We start from the raw sequence: 13,962 nt of genomic DNA, 5'->3' as shown, positions 1-13,962 counted from the left end.
TGCTGATTTTTGGCGCAGTTTAGCCACTGGCGGGCAATCGTCCAGCCCCCATGGATCAGGAAAGCGCGAAATCAGGAAACGAGCGCGAGCGGCGGGCGCTGTTCATCGACCGCCCCGGTATCGGGCGCAAGCTGCGCTTCGATGACTCCGGGAAGCTGCGCGATCTTCTCGCTGATCTCCGCATCGAGACAGAATTGGCGGCCGAGCACGACGCGCGCACTGCCGCCCTTGGGCAATGCCGCCTCGAAAACGACCGTGCCGCGCCCGCCCGCATTCTCACCAAGCGCTTCGGCAACGGACGAGAGGGCAGCCGGATCGGCAATCGATATAGTCATCATGACGCGCTTGCGGTTCGCGAGATCTTCGAAGGGCTGGAAACGCTGGACCGTCACGCGCGGCATATCTTCGCCGGGCTGCCAATCGAGCTCGACATTGAGCAGACCGCACTTGCCGCTCTTCGCCGCCTCTTCGAGCGCAAGCCGCGGGCCGTCATCGAAGGCGCTCGCGAAAAACTGCCCCGATGCATCGGACAGCGTCGCCGTCACGAACGGATTGCCCCGCCGCGAGGTACGCTTGCGGACGGTTTCGACCATGCCGGCCATGATCTCGGTGACGCGCCCGCCCGCCGCCGGCGCGGGCATGGCGCAAAGCGCGCCATAGCTCTGCGCGCCATAAGCGTCGGCCAGATGCTTGAAATTATCAACCGGATGGCCGGAGAAATAGAAGCCAAACGCTTCCTTCTCCTGCGCCATCCGCTCGGCAAGCGGCCAATGCACCTCCTGCGATAGCCGGATATGCGCGATATCGCTCTCGCCGGCATCGGCGAACAATCCGCCCTGCCCCGTCTCGCGCGCATCGGCGGCGCTCGACGCGATGGCGAGGATCGTCTCGGCTGCAGCGAACACGGCCGGTCGGTTGTCCTCCAGCCCATCGAACGCGCCCGCGCCCGCGAGGCTTTCGAGCTGGCGTTTGTTGAGCAGGTGCGGATCAACCCGTGCCGCGAAATCATCGAGGCTGGCGAACTTGCCCTCGGCCTCACGCTCGGCAACGAGCTGCTCCATCGCCTTCTGCCCGACGCCCTTCAATGCGGCGAGCGCATAGCGGACCGCGTGACCGGCACCATACGGCTCGACCGAGAACAGCGCCGCGCTCTCGTTCACACAGGGCGGCAGGCAGACGATAGGCTCGCCCGTATCCTCGTCGCGCGTGCGCCGGATGTCCTCAAGGAAGATGCCGAGCTTGTCGGTATTACCCATGTCGTAGCACATGGACGCCGCGAAGAATTCGTGCGGATAGTGGGTTTTCAGCCAGGCGGTCTGATAGGCGATCAGCGCATAGGCGGCGGCATGGCTCTTGTTGAAGCCGTAACCGGCGAACTTGGCGATCAAGTCGAACAGCTCGTTGGCCTTGCCCGAGGGTATATTGTTGCTCGCGCAGCCCGAAACGAACCGGTCGCGCTGCGCATCCATCTCCGCCTGGATCTTCTTGCCCATCGCGCGGCGCAGCAAGTCGGCATCACCCAGGCTGTAACCGGCCAGCGTCTTCGCCGCCTCCATCACCTGTTCCTGATAGACGAAGATGCCGTAGGTTTCCTTCAGGATCGGCTCGAGATCGGGATGCGGATATTCGATTGCCTCCGCGCCATTCTTCCGCGCGCCGAACATCGGGATATTGTCCATCGGACCCGGTCGATAGAGTGAGACGAGCGCGATAATGTCTTCAAAACAGGTCGGCTTCACGGCGGCCAGCGTGCGCCGCATGCCTTCAGATTCCAGCTGGAATACCCCGACCGTGTTGCCGCTCTGGAGCAGCTTGTAGACCTCGTCATCGTCCCAGCCGAGCCGATCGAGATCGACGCTGATCCCACGCTGCGCCAACAGCTGCACCGCCTTTTTCAGCACCGACAACGTCTTCAGCCCGAGAAAGTCGAACTTCACCAGCCCTGCCTTTTCGACATTTTTCATGTCGAACTGGGTGACGGGAATATCGGAACGCGGATCGCGATAGAGCGGCACGAGCTTATCGAGCCTGCGGTCGCCGATCACCACGCCTGCCGCATGGGTCGAGCTGTGGCGCGGCAGGCCTTCGAGCTTCATCGCGAGATCGACGAGTTTCTTGACGTCCGCGTCGGTCTTATACTCGGTCTCGAACTCCGAAACGCCGTTAAGCGCACGTTCCAAGGTCCAGGGATCGGTCGGATGGTTGGGCACCATCTTGGTCAGCCGATCGACCTGTCCATAAGGCATCTGCAGCACCCGCCCGACATCGCGCAGCACGGCGCGCGACTTCATCGTCCCGAAGGTGATGATTTGGGCAACCTGATCGCGGCCATATTTCTCCTGCACGTAACGAATGACCTCGCCGCGACGCGTTTCGCAGAAATCGATATCGAAATCGGGCATCGACACGCGTTCGGGATTGAGGAAGCGTTCGAACAGCAGGCCAAGCTCGAGCGGATCGAGATCGGTGATCGTCAGCGCCCAGGCGACGACCGACCCCGCGCCCGACCCACGCCCCGGCCCGACCGGAATCCCCTCCGCCTTCGCCCATTTAATGAAATCGGCAACGATCAGGAAATAGCCGGGAAAGCCCATCTCGATGATGATATCGAGCTCATATTCGAGCCGTTCGAGATAGGGCGCCCGAATGTCGTCGGCCAGCGCATCGCCATGGATCGCGACGAGGCGCTCCTCTAGGCCTTTGCGCGAATCCGCCCGCAGCTGCGCGGACTCACCGTCAAGATCGCCGGCAACGCTGGGCAAGATCGGATCGCGCTTCGGCGCGGCAAAGGCGCAGCGCTGGGCGATGACGAGGGTGTTGGCGAGCGCCTCGGGCAGGTCGCGAAACCGCTCCTCAATCGCCTCATGCGGCACCATCCAGCCCTCTTCCGGGCTCTGCCGGCGATCATCGCTTTCGACATAATTGCTGTCCGCGATACACAGCATCGCGTCATGCGCGGCATGGAAATCCTGCTGCTGGAAAAAGGCGGGATTGGTCGCGACCAATGGCAGATCGCGCGCATAGGCGAGATCGAGCAGCGCCTCCTCGCTCGCCTCCTCGACCGGATCGCCGCGCCGGCTGATCTCGACATAGAGCCGGCCCGGAAACAGCGCGATCAGCCGTTCGGCATAGGCAAGCGCAGCCTCGGTCTGTTCGCCCTCGAAGAGCCGCGCCAACGCCCCCTCGCCGCCACCCGTCAGCGCGATCAATCCATCCGTACGGCCTTCCAGCACTTCAAACGGCACATGCGGCGGTTCTTCGAGCGGCCGGTCGAGATGCGCTTCCGACACCAGCGCGCAGAGATTTTCGTACCCTCTCTCATCCTGCGCGAGCAGCGGGAGCCAATCGATCACCGGGTCTTCGCTCTCGGCGCGACCGGGCCGGGCGACCGCCAGCATCGTACCGATAATCGGCTGCACACCCGTATCGAATGCGGCCGCACAAAAAGGCATGGCGGCATAAAGCCCGTTACGATCCACAAGCGCCGTCGCCGGGAAACCCAGCTCGCGGGCGCGGGCGGCGATCTTCTTGGGCTGGATCGCGCCTTCGAGCATCGTATAGGCCGAGAAGATACGAAGCGGGACGAAAGGCGCGGCGGACATCCGCTCAATATGGGGCGGAGATGCGATTCGCGAAACGAGAACAAATAGAGGACGGTGGATAGGCCCCGGCGGGACGCTCTAGTCGAGCAACTCCACGATATCCTTTTCGATCTGATAGGGCTTGGTCGTCGGCGCATAGCGCTGCACGACATTGCCGCTCGCATCGACGAGAAACTTGGTGAAGTTCCACTTGATCCGGTCGCTCATCAGGCCGCGTTTCTGCTCTCGCAGATGCGCGAACAGCGGATCGGCCTTGCTGCCATTCACGTCGATCTTGGCGAACAGCGGAAAGGTGACGTCATAGGTCAGCGTGCAGAAATTCTCGATTTCCTCGGCATCGCCAGGCTCCTGCGCGCCGAATTGGTTGCAGGGGAAAGCGAGGATTTCGAACCCGCGATCCTTATATTTGCGGTACAGCTCTTCGAGCCCTGCATATTGCGGCGTGAACCCGCATTTCGAGGCGACATTGACGATGAGCACCGTCTTGCCCGCATAGTCAGCGAGCTGCCTTTCGGCCCCGTCAGGCAGCTTCACGGCATAGTCATGAACGCTCATGCGGCTTCCCTTTCCAGATGGCCCTCATGGAGACGATAGACCTGATCGGTCTTTTTCGCGAGCCGTTCGTTATGCGTCGCGATCAGCGCCGCACTCCCCTCCTCGCGGACGAGCGAGAGAAATTCGCCGAGCACGATATCGGCCGTCGCTTCATCCAGATTGCCGGTCGGTTCATCGGCAAGGACGAGCGAGGGCCGGTTCGCGAGCGCGCGGCCAACCGCAACGCGCTGCTGCTCGCCGCCCGACAGCTGTGAGGGGCGATGATCGAGGCGATGGCGGAGGCCAAGCCGGTCGAGCAATGCCGCGGCGCGCGTCTCGGCCTCGTCCGGCATCGCGCCGCGGATCAGCTGCGGGATGATCACATTTTCCTTGGCCGAGAAATCGGGCAGCAAATGATGGAACTGGTAGACGAACCCAAGATGATCGCGCCGCAGCCGGGTGCGCGCGTCGTTTTCGAGATTGCCCGCCTGTTCGCCGTCGATGGCGATCGAACCGCTGAATCCGCCTTCGAGCAGACCGACGGCCTGCAGCATCGTCGATTTGCCTGAGCCAGACGGCCCGAGCAGCGCGACGATCTCGCCCCTGCGGATCGAGATATCGACGCCGCGCAGCACCTCGATGATCACGCCGCCCTGTTCGAAGCTCCGCGCGAGATTGCGGACTTCGAGAACCGTCTCACTCATAGCGCAGCACCTGCACCGGATCGGTGCTCGCCGCCTTGAACGCCGGGTAGAGCGTGAACACAAAGGCCGAGCCGAGTGCCAGCCCGACGATCGCCAATATCTCGAACGGATCGGTGCGCGCCGGTAGCTCGGTAATAAAGCGTACCGACGGGTCCCAGAGATTCTGGCCCGTCACCGCCTGCACGAAATTCACGACATTCTGCCGGAAGTGCAGCAGCAGGAAACCGAGGCCCAGCCCCGCCAGCGTACCGAGCGTGCTCGTCGTCATGCCGATTGTCAGGAAGATTTTCATCATCGAGCGGCGCGACGCGCCCATCGTCCGCATGATCGCGATGTCTCGCTTTTTCGCGCGCACGAGCATGATCAACGAGGAGAGGATATTGAACACGGCGACAAGAATGATCAGCGAGAGCACCCAGAACATCACCACGCGCTCGACCGCCAGCGCGTCGAAGAGCTGGCTGTTCATCTCGCGCCAGTCGGTGAGCACACCCTGCGCGGCATAGTTGCGGGCGATCGGCTCCAATATCTCCCTCACATTCTCCGGATCGGTCGTGTCGAATTCGATCATGCCGACCGCGTCTTCGAGCAGCAGGAGCGTCTGCGCGTCCTCCATCGGCATCAGTACGAAGGCCTTGTCGAAATCATAGACGCCGACTTCGAAGATCGCGGCCACCTCATAGGATACGATCCGTGGCACCGTGCCAAATGGCGTCGAACGTCCCTGCGGCGAAATCAGGCTGATCTGTCCGCCGGTCACCGCGCCGAGCGCCGTTGCCAGCCGTGAACCAATCGCCACCCGGCTGCTCCCCGGCGTCAGGCGCTCCATATCACCAGCGACGATATTCTCGTTGATCGTCTCGTTAGCGCGGATGTCCTCGACCTGCATACCGCGCGCGAGGACGCCTTCGACCCGCCCGTCATAGCTCGCCATCAGCGGCTGTTCGATCAGCGGCGTCGCGGAGACCACGCCCTCGGTCTGCCGCGATTCTTCGAGGATTTCGCGCCAGTCCGGCAGCCGCCCGCCATAGCCCTGCATCACAGCATGACCATTGAGCCCGACAATCTTGTCGAACAGGTCGGCGCGAAAACCGTTCATCACGCTCATCACGACGACCAGCGCCATCACGCCCAGCATCACCGCGACGAAGCTGATCGACGCGACGACGAAGATGAACCGCTCGCCCTTGCCGGGCAGCAAATAGCGTTTCGCGATCATCCGCTCATGGCGGGACAGGATCATGCAAGTGTCTCCAAAGCGACCTCGGGAGACACTTCCATACGCTCGCCGGTTGAACGCCGCTTTAACTCGACCACACCATTTTTCAGCCCGCGCGGGCCGACGATCAACTGCCAGGGCAGTCCGATCACATCCATCGTCGCGAATTTCGCGCCGCCGCGCTCGTCGCGATCATCGTAAAGCACTTCGACGCCCGCGGCTTCGAGCTTCGCGTAAAGGTCGTCGGCCGCCGCCACACAGGCGTCGTCATCGGCGCGCATATTGATGAGACCGACTTTATAAGGTGCGACTGCCTCGGGCCAGATAATACCATCATCGTCATGGCTCGCCTCGATGATAGCCCCGGCCAATCGCGAGACGCCGACGCCATAGCTGCCCATGACCGGCGTCACCATCGAACCGTCCTTGCCCGAGACCTTGAGGCCCATCGCCTTCGAATATTTGTCGCCGAAGAAGAAAATATGGCCGACCTCGACGCCGCGCGACCGGAGCAGATCGTCGCCCATCTCCGCTTCGCGCGCTTCGTCCCGCTTCTCATCGGTCGCCGCATATTCGGCTGTCATGCTGTCGACGAAGGCCTGAAGCGCGTCGGTGTCTTCCACATCGACATTGTAGTGTTCCGCCGAGCGCGCCTCTTCCCAGCTCTTATGGAAAAAGACCTCGCTCTCGCCCGAGGGCGCGAGGATGATGAATTCATGGCTGAGATCGCCACCGATCGGCCCGGTATCCGCCTGCATCGGAATGGCGCGCAGCCCCATCCGGGCAAAAGTGCGCAGATAGGCCACGAACTGCTTGTTATAGCTGACCCGGCCGCCGGCTTCGTCCAGATCGAAACTGTAGGCGTCCTTCATCAGAAATTCGCGGCCGCGCATCACGCCGAAACGCGGACGGATCTCGTCGCGAAACTTCCACTGGATATGGTAGAGAATCTTCGGCAGGTCGCGATAGCTGCGCGCCCCATCCTTGAAGATCGCCGTGATCATTTCCTCATTGGTCGGGCCGTAGAGCAGGTCGCGCCCCTGCCGATCCTCGATCCGCAGCATCTCCGGCCCATAGGCATCGTAGCGGCCGCTCTCGCGCCACAGATCGGCCGATTGCAGAGTCGGCATCAGCATCTCGGCCGCGCCGATCCGGTCCTGCTCCTCACGCACAATCTGCTCGATCTTGCGGAGCACACGATGGCCGAGCGGCAGCCAGGCATAGATGCCGGCCGATGTCTGGCGCACCAGCCCGGCGCGCAGCATCAGCTTGTGGCTGATGATCTCCGCATCGGCGGGTGTTTCCTTGGTAACGGGCAGAAAATAGCGGGACAGGCGCATGATGATGGGTCCGAAAATGGGCCGATGATATTGCGCGTCTCTAGGGTGCATGCCTGCCCGCCGCAAGCATCAACGCCGGTACGCCGCTGTTGCGTTGACGTCACAGCCGCCAACTTATTGTGGCAGAAATGCGGCTAACCCCATGACAAGGACCAGAGTCATGGCTTAGCACGCTCGACATCAATCACGCGCCTTTGGCCGTGGTTCAGGGAGGTTCCCCGCTGCACGCCTTGAGGGGAAGGCATGTGCGCGACACGGGAGCCACAAAAAGGGGGCGAACCCAAGTTCGTCACGCTTGTGCCCGGACCTCACGGTCCGGGCACTTTCGTTTTGGGACGCGCATTTGCCACCCGCGATCATTGCCTTCATAACAAAAGAAAAGTCGCGTGAGAGGTAGCCTGTATGAAAGAACCGCCCGCCTCGGGCCAGCTGGCCCAGGAACGCGAACTGCTGCAACCGGCACCTGCTGATAGCGGCGCCTCGAAAAAGCTCTCGCTCGGCACGAAGCTCGCTTATGGATTCGGTTCAGTCGCCTATGGCGTGAAAGACGGCGGCCTCAAATATTTTCTGCTGCTCTTCTACGCGCAGGTCATCGGCGTCGATGCGCTGCTCGTCAGCCTGGCGATCCTGATCGCGCTGATTTCCGACGCGTTCAGCGATCCGATCGTCGGCTATTGGTCGGACAATCTCCGCTCCCGCTGGGGCCGGCGCCACCCCTTCATGTATATCGCGGCAGTGCCGATATCGGTCAGCTATTATTTCATCTGGAACCCGCCAACCGGCTGGAGCGACACGGCGCTCTTCTGGTATATCGTCGTCCTCGCGGTGATCATCCGCACCTTCATCACCTTTTTCGAAACGCCCAACACCGCGCTCACCCCCGAACTGACCCAGGATTATGACGAGCGAAGCTCGCTGCTCGGCTTCCGCTATTATTTCGGCTGGACGGGCGGTAACGCGATGACGGTCATCAACTTCGCCTTGATCTTTCCGGCTTTCGCGACCGTGACCATTCCCAATGGCCAATTCAATCCCGAAGCCTATTCATTCTACAGCATGATCGCCTCCGGACTGATTTTCACAGCGATCATGGTGTCAGCTCTCGGCACACATTCCCGTATTCCCCATCTGCAAGCGCCCCCACCGAAGCGCGATCTGACGCTCGGCAAGATTTTTCGCGAGATATTCGAAACGCTTTCGAGCCGGTCATTTATCGTGCTGTTCTGCGCCGCGCTGCTTGCTTGGACGGCGAGCGGCCTTGCCGCCGGGCTCGCCTTTTACTTCGCGACCTATTTCTGGGGCTTCAGCCCGCAGCAGCTCGGCGTAATCACCTTCGGCGTGTTCATATCGGCGATCATCGGCTCGACCCTTGCGCCCATCGTCACACGCAAGCTCGGCAAGAAGCGCGGCGCCATCATTATCGGCCTCATCGCCTTTATCGGCTCGCCCATGCCGATCTTCCTCAGGCTGATCGGCGTCTTGCCAGACAATGAGTCGCCCTTCATCTTCTGGTTCTACCTAATCGCCAACACGATCGATGTCGGACTGATCATCTGTTACCAGATTCTCGCCGCTTCGATGATCGCAGACCTCGTCGAACAGGCAGAAGTGAAGACCGGGCGGCGGTCCGAGGGCCTGTTCTTCGCGGCTTCCACCTTCATGCGCAAATGGGGCGAAGGGTTCGGCATCGTGGCGGCGGGCTTTGTCCTCGCCGGTGCCGGACTCGCGGCAGGTGCGGTACAGGGCGAAGTGCCCGAAGACACGCTTTGGGATCTCGGCGCGGTCTATGTACCGACGATTCTTGCGCTCTGGATGGCGATGATCGGCTTTATCAGCTTCTACAGTCTCGACCGCAGCGGCCATGAGAGCAATCTGCGCGAACTGGCCCGGCGGCGCGGCGCGGAAAGCTGAGGAACCATCGCATGACCGAAACATCGCCCCCTGAACGCATCGAGCTGATGGGTGCTCCGGGCTCGCCCTATACGCGCAAGATGATCGCCTATCTGCGCTATCGCCATATTCGCTATGCGATGCGCTGGGGCGGGATGATGGGCGCGCCAGAAGGCTATCCAAAGCCCAAGGTCCGGCTGATGCCGACCTTCTTCTTCCGCGATATGAACGGCGCGCTCGAAGCGGTCGTGGACTCGACGCCGATCATCCGCCGGCTCGAAGCCGACATGCCGGGCCGAGCGGCCGTCCCGCCCGATCCCGCCCTCGCCTTCATCAACTATCTGATCGAGGATTATGCCGACGAGTGGCTGACCAAGGCGATGTTCCATTATCGCTGGCATTATGATGCCGATGCGAAAAATGCCGGTCCGCTGCTGATCCACTGGGCAGAGCCAACACTTCCCGACGATCAGGCCCGGACAATGGCAGAGACATTTTCGCAGCGGCAGATCGACAGGCTGTATGTCGTGGGATCGAACGAAACGACCGCCGAAACGATCGAGTCCAGCTATGTTCGCCTACTCGATATTCTCGATACGCTGATCGGAGCCCAAGGCTATATGCTCGGCCGCCGCCCATCCTCGGCGGATTTCGCGCTGTACGGCCAGCTGACCCAGCTGACGATCGTCGATCCGACACCGGCAGCGCTGGCTGCCGAAAGAAGCCCGCGCGTACGCGCTTGGGTCGACCGGGTCGACGATCTCTCCGGCCTCGTCGTCCAGACCGAGTACTGGGTCGATATCGACGCCGTACATGCCCAGCTCACGCCCCTGCTGACCGAAATCGGGCGCGTTTATGCGCCGTTCCTCCTCGCCAATGCGCAAGCCGTTATGAATGGCGCCGAAGACTTCGAAACGGAGATCGACGGGCGGCCCTGGTCGCAGCCGACCTTCCCCTATCAGGCGAAATGCCTGCAATGGATCCGCGAGGAATTCGCGGCGCTCTCCCCGGACGACCAGGCGCGCGTCAATGCGCTTATCGATGGAACGGGCTGCGAACCGCTACTCGGCTAGAGCGAGAGGATGAACCCATCGCGCGGGCTGGCATTGCCCGGTAGCAGCGTGGCGTAGGTCTCCGACACCGCATCGCCGCCCTCGCGCCGGATCACGTCGACCCAGCCCTTCGCATCGCCGATGAACCCGGCCCAGGCCTTGCCGACTTCCATGGCGAAGCCTTCCGGTCCCAGCTCCTCGGTCATCGCCACGACATGGTCGGGCGCGAAGAACAAGATCGGCGTCGGGCCAGGCAGCTCCCCGCCCTGCCCGCGCGCATCCCAATGGGTCGCACCGACAAGGCAGCTATATTTGAGCGCATCGCCGAAATGCGTGTGGATCGCCGCCAGCGTTTTCCCATTACCCGCAAAATCGACGACGACCGAGGACGTGTCGGCATCGAGTTCACCCACCGCGTCATAGGCGAGCACACGGTCGTACAAGCCCAGACCTTCGACGAATTCCACATTGCCGGAACCGGTCAGGCCGACCCGTTCGATCTCGGGACTGCGCGCCTTGGCGACTTGCGCCAGCGCCATGCCGGTTTTCGAGGACGCGCTCGTCATGATCAGCGATTTCGCGCCATAATAATCTTCGCGCCGCATAAATGCCTCGATCAGGAAGGAGGTCATAAACAGCGGCTCGAACAGCGCGCGATGCGCTTCGAGGTCCGGAACATGGGCCGGATCGGCGGCCAGGCGGCGGTAATTGTTATAGACCGGGTTCATCGGCTGGCGATGCGCGGCCATGTCCGAGAATGTCCCATCGGTGACCTTGCCCGGCTGGACGACGACGTGGGACGACATTGGCAGATAGCCATAAACCCGCTCGCCAGCCGCTATGTCGGGATGCCGCGAATCTGCGACGGTCGCAAAGCCCCAGACCGGGATGCGCCCCCACCCCTCTTCGGCCGGGAAGAAATTCCAATAGGCCATCATCTCGCCCATCACGGCATAGGTGATATTGTTGGCGGTCAGCGCGAATTTTTCGACTTCAAGCAGAATTTCGCCGTCCGCCAAATCGCCAAGATCGGTATCGGCAATGCGCGTATCGTCGAGCTTGGCCTTGTTCACGAGAAAATCGGTGCTGGTCGTCATGAGGGGGTCCTGTTCCTTAAAATGTAGCGGTTATGGCGGGGCGATCGGCTCAATCGCCCATGGAGGCAATTTCCCATAGCGCTTCGCAATCGATGATGCGGATCTTGCCCTGTTCGAGCTCGATCAGCCCGGCGTCCGCCCAGGCCGAAAGCTGGCGATTGATATTCTCGCGGCTGATGCCGACAAAATTGCCGAGCTCGCTCTGGCTGACATCGATCTTGAGCTTCTGGTTGGCCGCTTCCTCGTCGGTCAGGCGCTGGAGATAGCGCGCAAGACGCGGCCCGGCCGAAAAAGCGCGATCGCTTTCGACGGTTAGGTTCATCTGCCTCAGCCGGCGGGCCATCTCCTGCAGCATGCTGAGCGCGACACCGGGATTGCGCGTGATGAAGTCTTCGCACTCGGTGCGCGAAAGATGCATGATGCTGCCATCCTCGACCATCGTCACCGTCGCTGTACGTTCTCCGCCGTCGAGCAGCGCGATCTCGCCGATCACCGTTCCCGGTCCGAGATAATCGAGCACGATCTCCCGGCCATTGGCCGAAACCATGTTCACCCGCGCCGTGCCGGTGACGAGAATGATCGCCGAATCGCCGGGGTCGCCCTGATGCATGAGCGTTTCACGTTTGGGCGCAAATTCCAGTTTGGTCCGGCCGAGCAAATCGTCGAGCTGATCGGCGTCGCAGGCGGCCAGCAAAGACCCTTTGGGCAATAGCGCAAGCAGGTCCTGCCCGGTCATCCGATCAACAGTCATATGGTCCTCCCATCGAAACGGTGCGCCACCACTATGCCGTATCCGGGCTGATCAGACCAGCCGGGACTGGCGCACCGCCGCTTCGATAAAACTCGCAAAGAGCGGATGGGGATCGAACGGCCGCGATTTGAGCTCGGGGTGGAACTGCACGCCGACGAACCAGTCATGATCCGGCCGTTCGACGATCTCCGGCAAGCGGCCGTCGGGTGACATGCCGGAAAAGACGAGTCCGCCTTTCTGGAGTGGGTCCATATAGGCTGTGTTGACCTCGTAGCGGTGGCGGTGCCGCTCGCTGATCTCGGTCGCACCCTCATAGATGCGCGAGACATGGCTGTTGCCGTCGAGCGTCGCGTCATAAGCGCCAAGCCGCATCGTACCGCCAAGATCGCCGCCAGCCTCGCGCTGCTGGATGCCCTCCTCGCTCATCCATTCGGTGATGAGGCCGACAACCGGTTCGGGCGTGTCTCCGAACTCGGTCGAAGAGGCCTCTTTCACGCCCGCATCGCGCATCCCTTCGATACAGGCCATCTGCATGCCGAAACAAATGCCGAAATAGGGCACATTGCGTTCGCGCGCGAAGCGGACAGAGGAAATCTTGCCTTCCGCCCCGCGCTCGCCGAACGCGCCGGGCACGAGGATGCCGTGCAGCGGTTCGAGCTGCGCCGCGATATCGGTGTCCTCTTCTTCGAAAATCTCGGCATCGATCCAGTTGATATTGACTTTCACCCGGTTGGCGATGCCGCCATGGACCAGCGCCTCGTTCAGCGATTTGTACGCGTCCTGCAGTCCGACATATTTGCCGACTACGCCGATCGTGACCTCGCCCTCGGGGTTTTCGAGCCGGTCGTTGATATCGACCCATTTGGCGAGATCGGGCTCGTCCGCATCCTCGATACCGAAAGCGCGCAGCACTTCATCGTCGAGCCCAGCCTCGTGATAAGTCAGCGGGACCGCATAGATGCTGGGCGCATCGAGCGCCGGGATGACCGCGCTTTTCCGCACGTTGCAGAAGGCTGCGATCTTCGCCCGCTCATCATCGGGCAAGGGCTGTTCGCAACGGCAGACCAGCACTTCGGGCTGGATGCCGAGCGACGTCAACTCGCGCACGCTGTGCTGGGTGGGCTTGGTCTTCAGCTCACCGGCCGCCGCGATAAAGGGCACGAGCGTGGTATGGATCGAGACCGATTGGCCGCGCCCAAGCTCGTTTCTGAACTGCCGGATCGCCTCCATGAAGGGCAGGCTCTCGATATCGCCGACCGTGCCGCCTATCTCGCAGATCACGAAATCGAGATCGCCGAGATCGCTCTTGGCGAAATCCTTGATGGCGTCAGTCACGTGCGGGATCACCTGCACCGTTGCGCCGAGATAATCGCCGCGCCGCTCCTTAGTGATGATCGTCTGATAGATGCGTCCGGAAGTGACATTATCGCTCTGCCGCGCCGAGACCCCGGTAAAGCGTTCATAATGGCCAAGATCGAGATCGGTCTCGGCCCCGTCGTCGGTTACATAGACTTCGCCATGCTGATAGGGCGACATCGTACCCGGATCGACATTGAGATAGGGATCGAATTTGCGGATGCGGACCTTGTAGCCGCGCGCCTGCAGCAACGCCGCGAGGCTTGCCGCCATCAGACCCTTGCCGAGCGAGGAAACCACGCCGCCGGTGACAAAAATGAACCGCGCCATGGGAGGAAAGGCTTACGCAGGATTGGCGGCAAAGCGCAAGACGGCGAATCCGTCTGTGGCGATTATTTTGTGAGTAAAGCGGGACCG

At 61.8% G+C, this 13,962-nt stretch carries 10 protein-coding genes; 2 read left to right on the top strand and 8 right to left on the bottom strand.

Annotated features, from left to right (window positions below):
* Positions 1-71: 71 nt before the first annotated feature.
* From dnaE to proS, 5 genes are all read right to left on the bottom strand, one after another.
* The gene (gene dnaE, locus Q0974_RS10890; RefSeq protein ID WP_299327493.1) at positions 72-3,602 is read right to left on the bottom strand and encodes a DNA polymerase III subunit alpha; all 3,531 of its coding nucleotides are present in this window, start codon (positions 3,600-3,602) and stop codon (positions 72-74) included.
* Positions 3,603-3,680: 78 nt separating this feature from the next.
* Positions 3,681-4,157: a glutathione peroxidase gene (locus tag Q0974_RS10885; RefSeq protein ID WP_299327491.1), complete on the bottom strand. Its 477-nt coding sequence runs from the start codon at positions 4,155-4,157 to the stop codon at positions 3,681-3,683.
* Positions 4,154-4,840 (bottom strand): ABC transporter ATP-binding protein, encoded by a 687-nt coding sequence (locus tag Q0974_RS10880; protein WP_299327489.1) that lies wholly within the window; start codon positions 4,838-4,840, stop codon positions 4,154-4,156. The genes Q0974_RS10885 and Q0974_RS10880 overlap by 4 nt, the downstream gene beginning before the upstream one ends.
* The gene (locus Q0974_RS10875) at positions 4,833-6,083 is read right to left on the bottom strand and encodes a lipoprotein-releasing ABC transporter permease subunit (protein ID WP_299327487.1); all 1,251 of its coding nucleotides are present in this window, start codon (positions 6,081-6,083) and stop codon (positions 4,833-4,835) included. Before Q0974_RS10875 ends, Q0974_RS10880 begins: the two co-directional genes overlap by 8 nt.
* The gene (gene proS, locus Q0974_RS10870; protein WP_299327485.1) at positions 6,080-7,399 is read right to left on the bottom strand and encodes a proline--tRNA ligase; all 1,320 of its coding nucleotides are present in this window, start codon (positions 7,397-7,399) and stop codon (positions 6,080-6,082) included. The genes Q0974_RS10875 and proS overlap by 4 nt, the downstream gene beginning before the upstream one ends.
* A gap of 402 nt (positions 7,400-7,801) precedes the next feature.
* On the opposite strand from proS, the gene Q0974_RS10865 reads away from it, so the two are divergent.
* Both Q0974_RS10865 and Q0974_RS10860 read left to right on the top strand, forming a co-directional pair.
* Positions 7,802-9,310, top strand: coding sequence for an MFS transporter (locus Q0974_RS10865; RefSeq protein WP_299327483.1), 1,509 nt, complete (start codon positions 7,802-7,804; stop codon positions 9,308-9,310).
* A gap of 11 nt (positions 9,311-9,321) precedes the next feature.
* A complete protein-coding gene (locus Q0974_RS10860; RefSeq protein ID WP_299327481.1) occupies positions 9,322-10,362 on the top strand; it encodes a glutathione S-transferase family protein in 1,041 nt (346 codons plus the stop codon).
* On the opposite strand, the gene Q0974_RS10855 is transcribed toward Q0974_RS10860, so the two are convergent.
* Genes Q0974_RS10855 through Q0974_RS10845 form a run of 3 tightly spaced genes read right to left on the bottom strand, consistent with a single transcriptional unit; the run spans position 10,359 to position 13,875 of the window.
* Positions 10,359-11,438, bottom strand: a complete 1,080-nt coding sequence (locus tag Q0974_RS10855; RefSeq protein ID WP_299327479.1) for a DUF2855 family protein — start codon at positions 11,436-11,438, stop codon at positions 10,359-10,361. The genes Q0974_RS10860 and Q0974_RS10855 overlap by 4 nt on opposite strands.
* 49 nt (positions 11,439-11,487) lie before the next feature.
* A complete protein-coding gene (locus Q0974_RS10850) occupies positions 11,488-12,189 on the bottom strand; it encodes a Crp/Fnr family transcriptional regulator (RefSeq protein ID WP_299327478.1) in 702 nt (233 codons plus the stop codon).
* Between the two features lie 51 nt (positions 12,190-12,240).
* Positions 12,241-13,875, bottom strand: coding sequence for a CTP synthase (locus tag Q0974_RS10845; protein ID WP_299327476.1), 1,635 nt, complete (start codon positions 13,873-13,875; stop codon positions 12,241-12,243).
* Positions 13,876-13,962 lie beyond the last annotated feature (87 nt).

Source organism: Parasphingopyxis sp., assembly GCF_028279465.1.
Taxonomy (GTDB): domain Bacteria; phylum Pseudomonadota; class Alphaproteobacteria; order Sphingomonadales; family Sphingomonadaceae; genus Parasphingopyxis.
This window is presented reverse-complemented; position numbering and strand designations above follow the sequence as displayed.

Bases quoted from the DNA above. Each gene is read 5' to 3' on its own strand.
- dnaE (WP_299327493.1), bottom strand. From the start codon at position 3,602: ATGTCCGCCGCGCCTTTCGTCCCGCTTCGTATCTTCTCGGCCTATACG.
- Q0974_RS10885 (WP_299327491.1), bottom strand. From the start codon at position 4,157: ATGAGCGTTCATGACTATGCCGTGAAGCTGCCTGACGGGGCCGAAAGG.
- Q0974_RS10880 (WP_299327489.1), bottom strand. From the start codon at position 4,840: ATGAGTGAGACGGTTCTCGAAGTCCGCAATCTCGCGCGGAGCTTCGAA.
- Q0974_RS10875 (WP_299327487.1), bottom strand. From the start codon at position 6,083: ATGATCCTGTCCCGCCATGAGCGGATGATCGCGAAACGCTATTTGCTG.
- proS (WP_299327485.1), bottom strand. From the start codon at position 7,399: ATGCGCCTGTCCCGCTATTTTCTGCCCGTTACCAAGGAAACACCCGCC.
- Q0974_RS10865 (WP_299327483.1), top strand. From the start codon at position 7,802: ATGAAAGAACCGCCCGCCTCGGGCCAGCTGGCCCAGGAACGCGAACTG.
- Q0974_RS10860 (WP_299327481.1), top strand. From the start codon at position 9,322: ATGACCGAAACATCGCCCCCTGAACGCATCGAGCTGATGGGTGCTCCG.
- Q0974_RS10855 (WP_299327479.1), bottom strand. From the start codon at position 11,438: ATGACGACCAGCACCGATTTTCTCGTGAACAAGGCCAAGCTCGACGAT.
- Q0974_RS10850 (WP_299327478.1), bottom strand. From the start codon at position 12,189: ATGACTGTTGATCGGATGACCGGGCAGGACCTGCTTGCGCTATTGCCC.
- Q0974_RS10845 (WP_299327476.1), bottom strand. From the start codon at position 13,875: ATGGCGCGGTTCATTTTTGTCACCGGCGGCGTGGTTTCCTCGCTCGGC.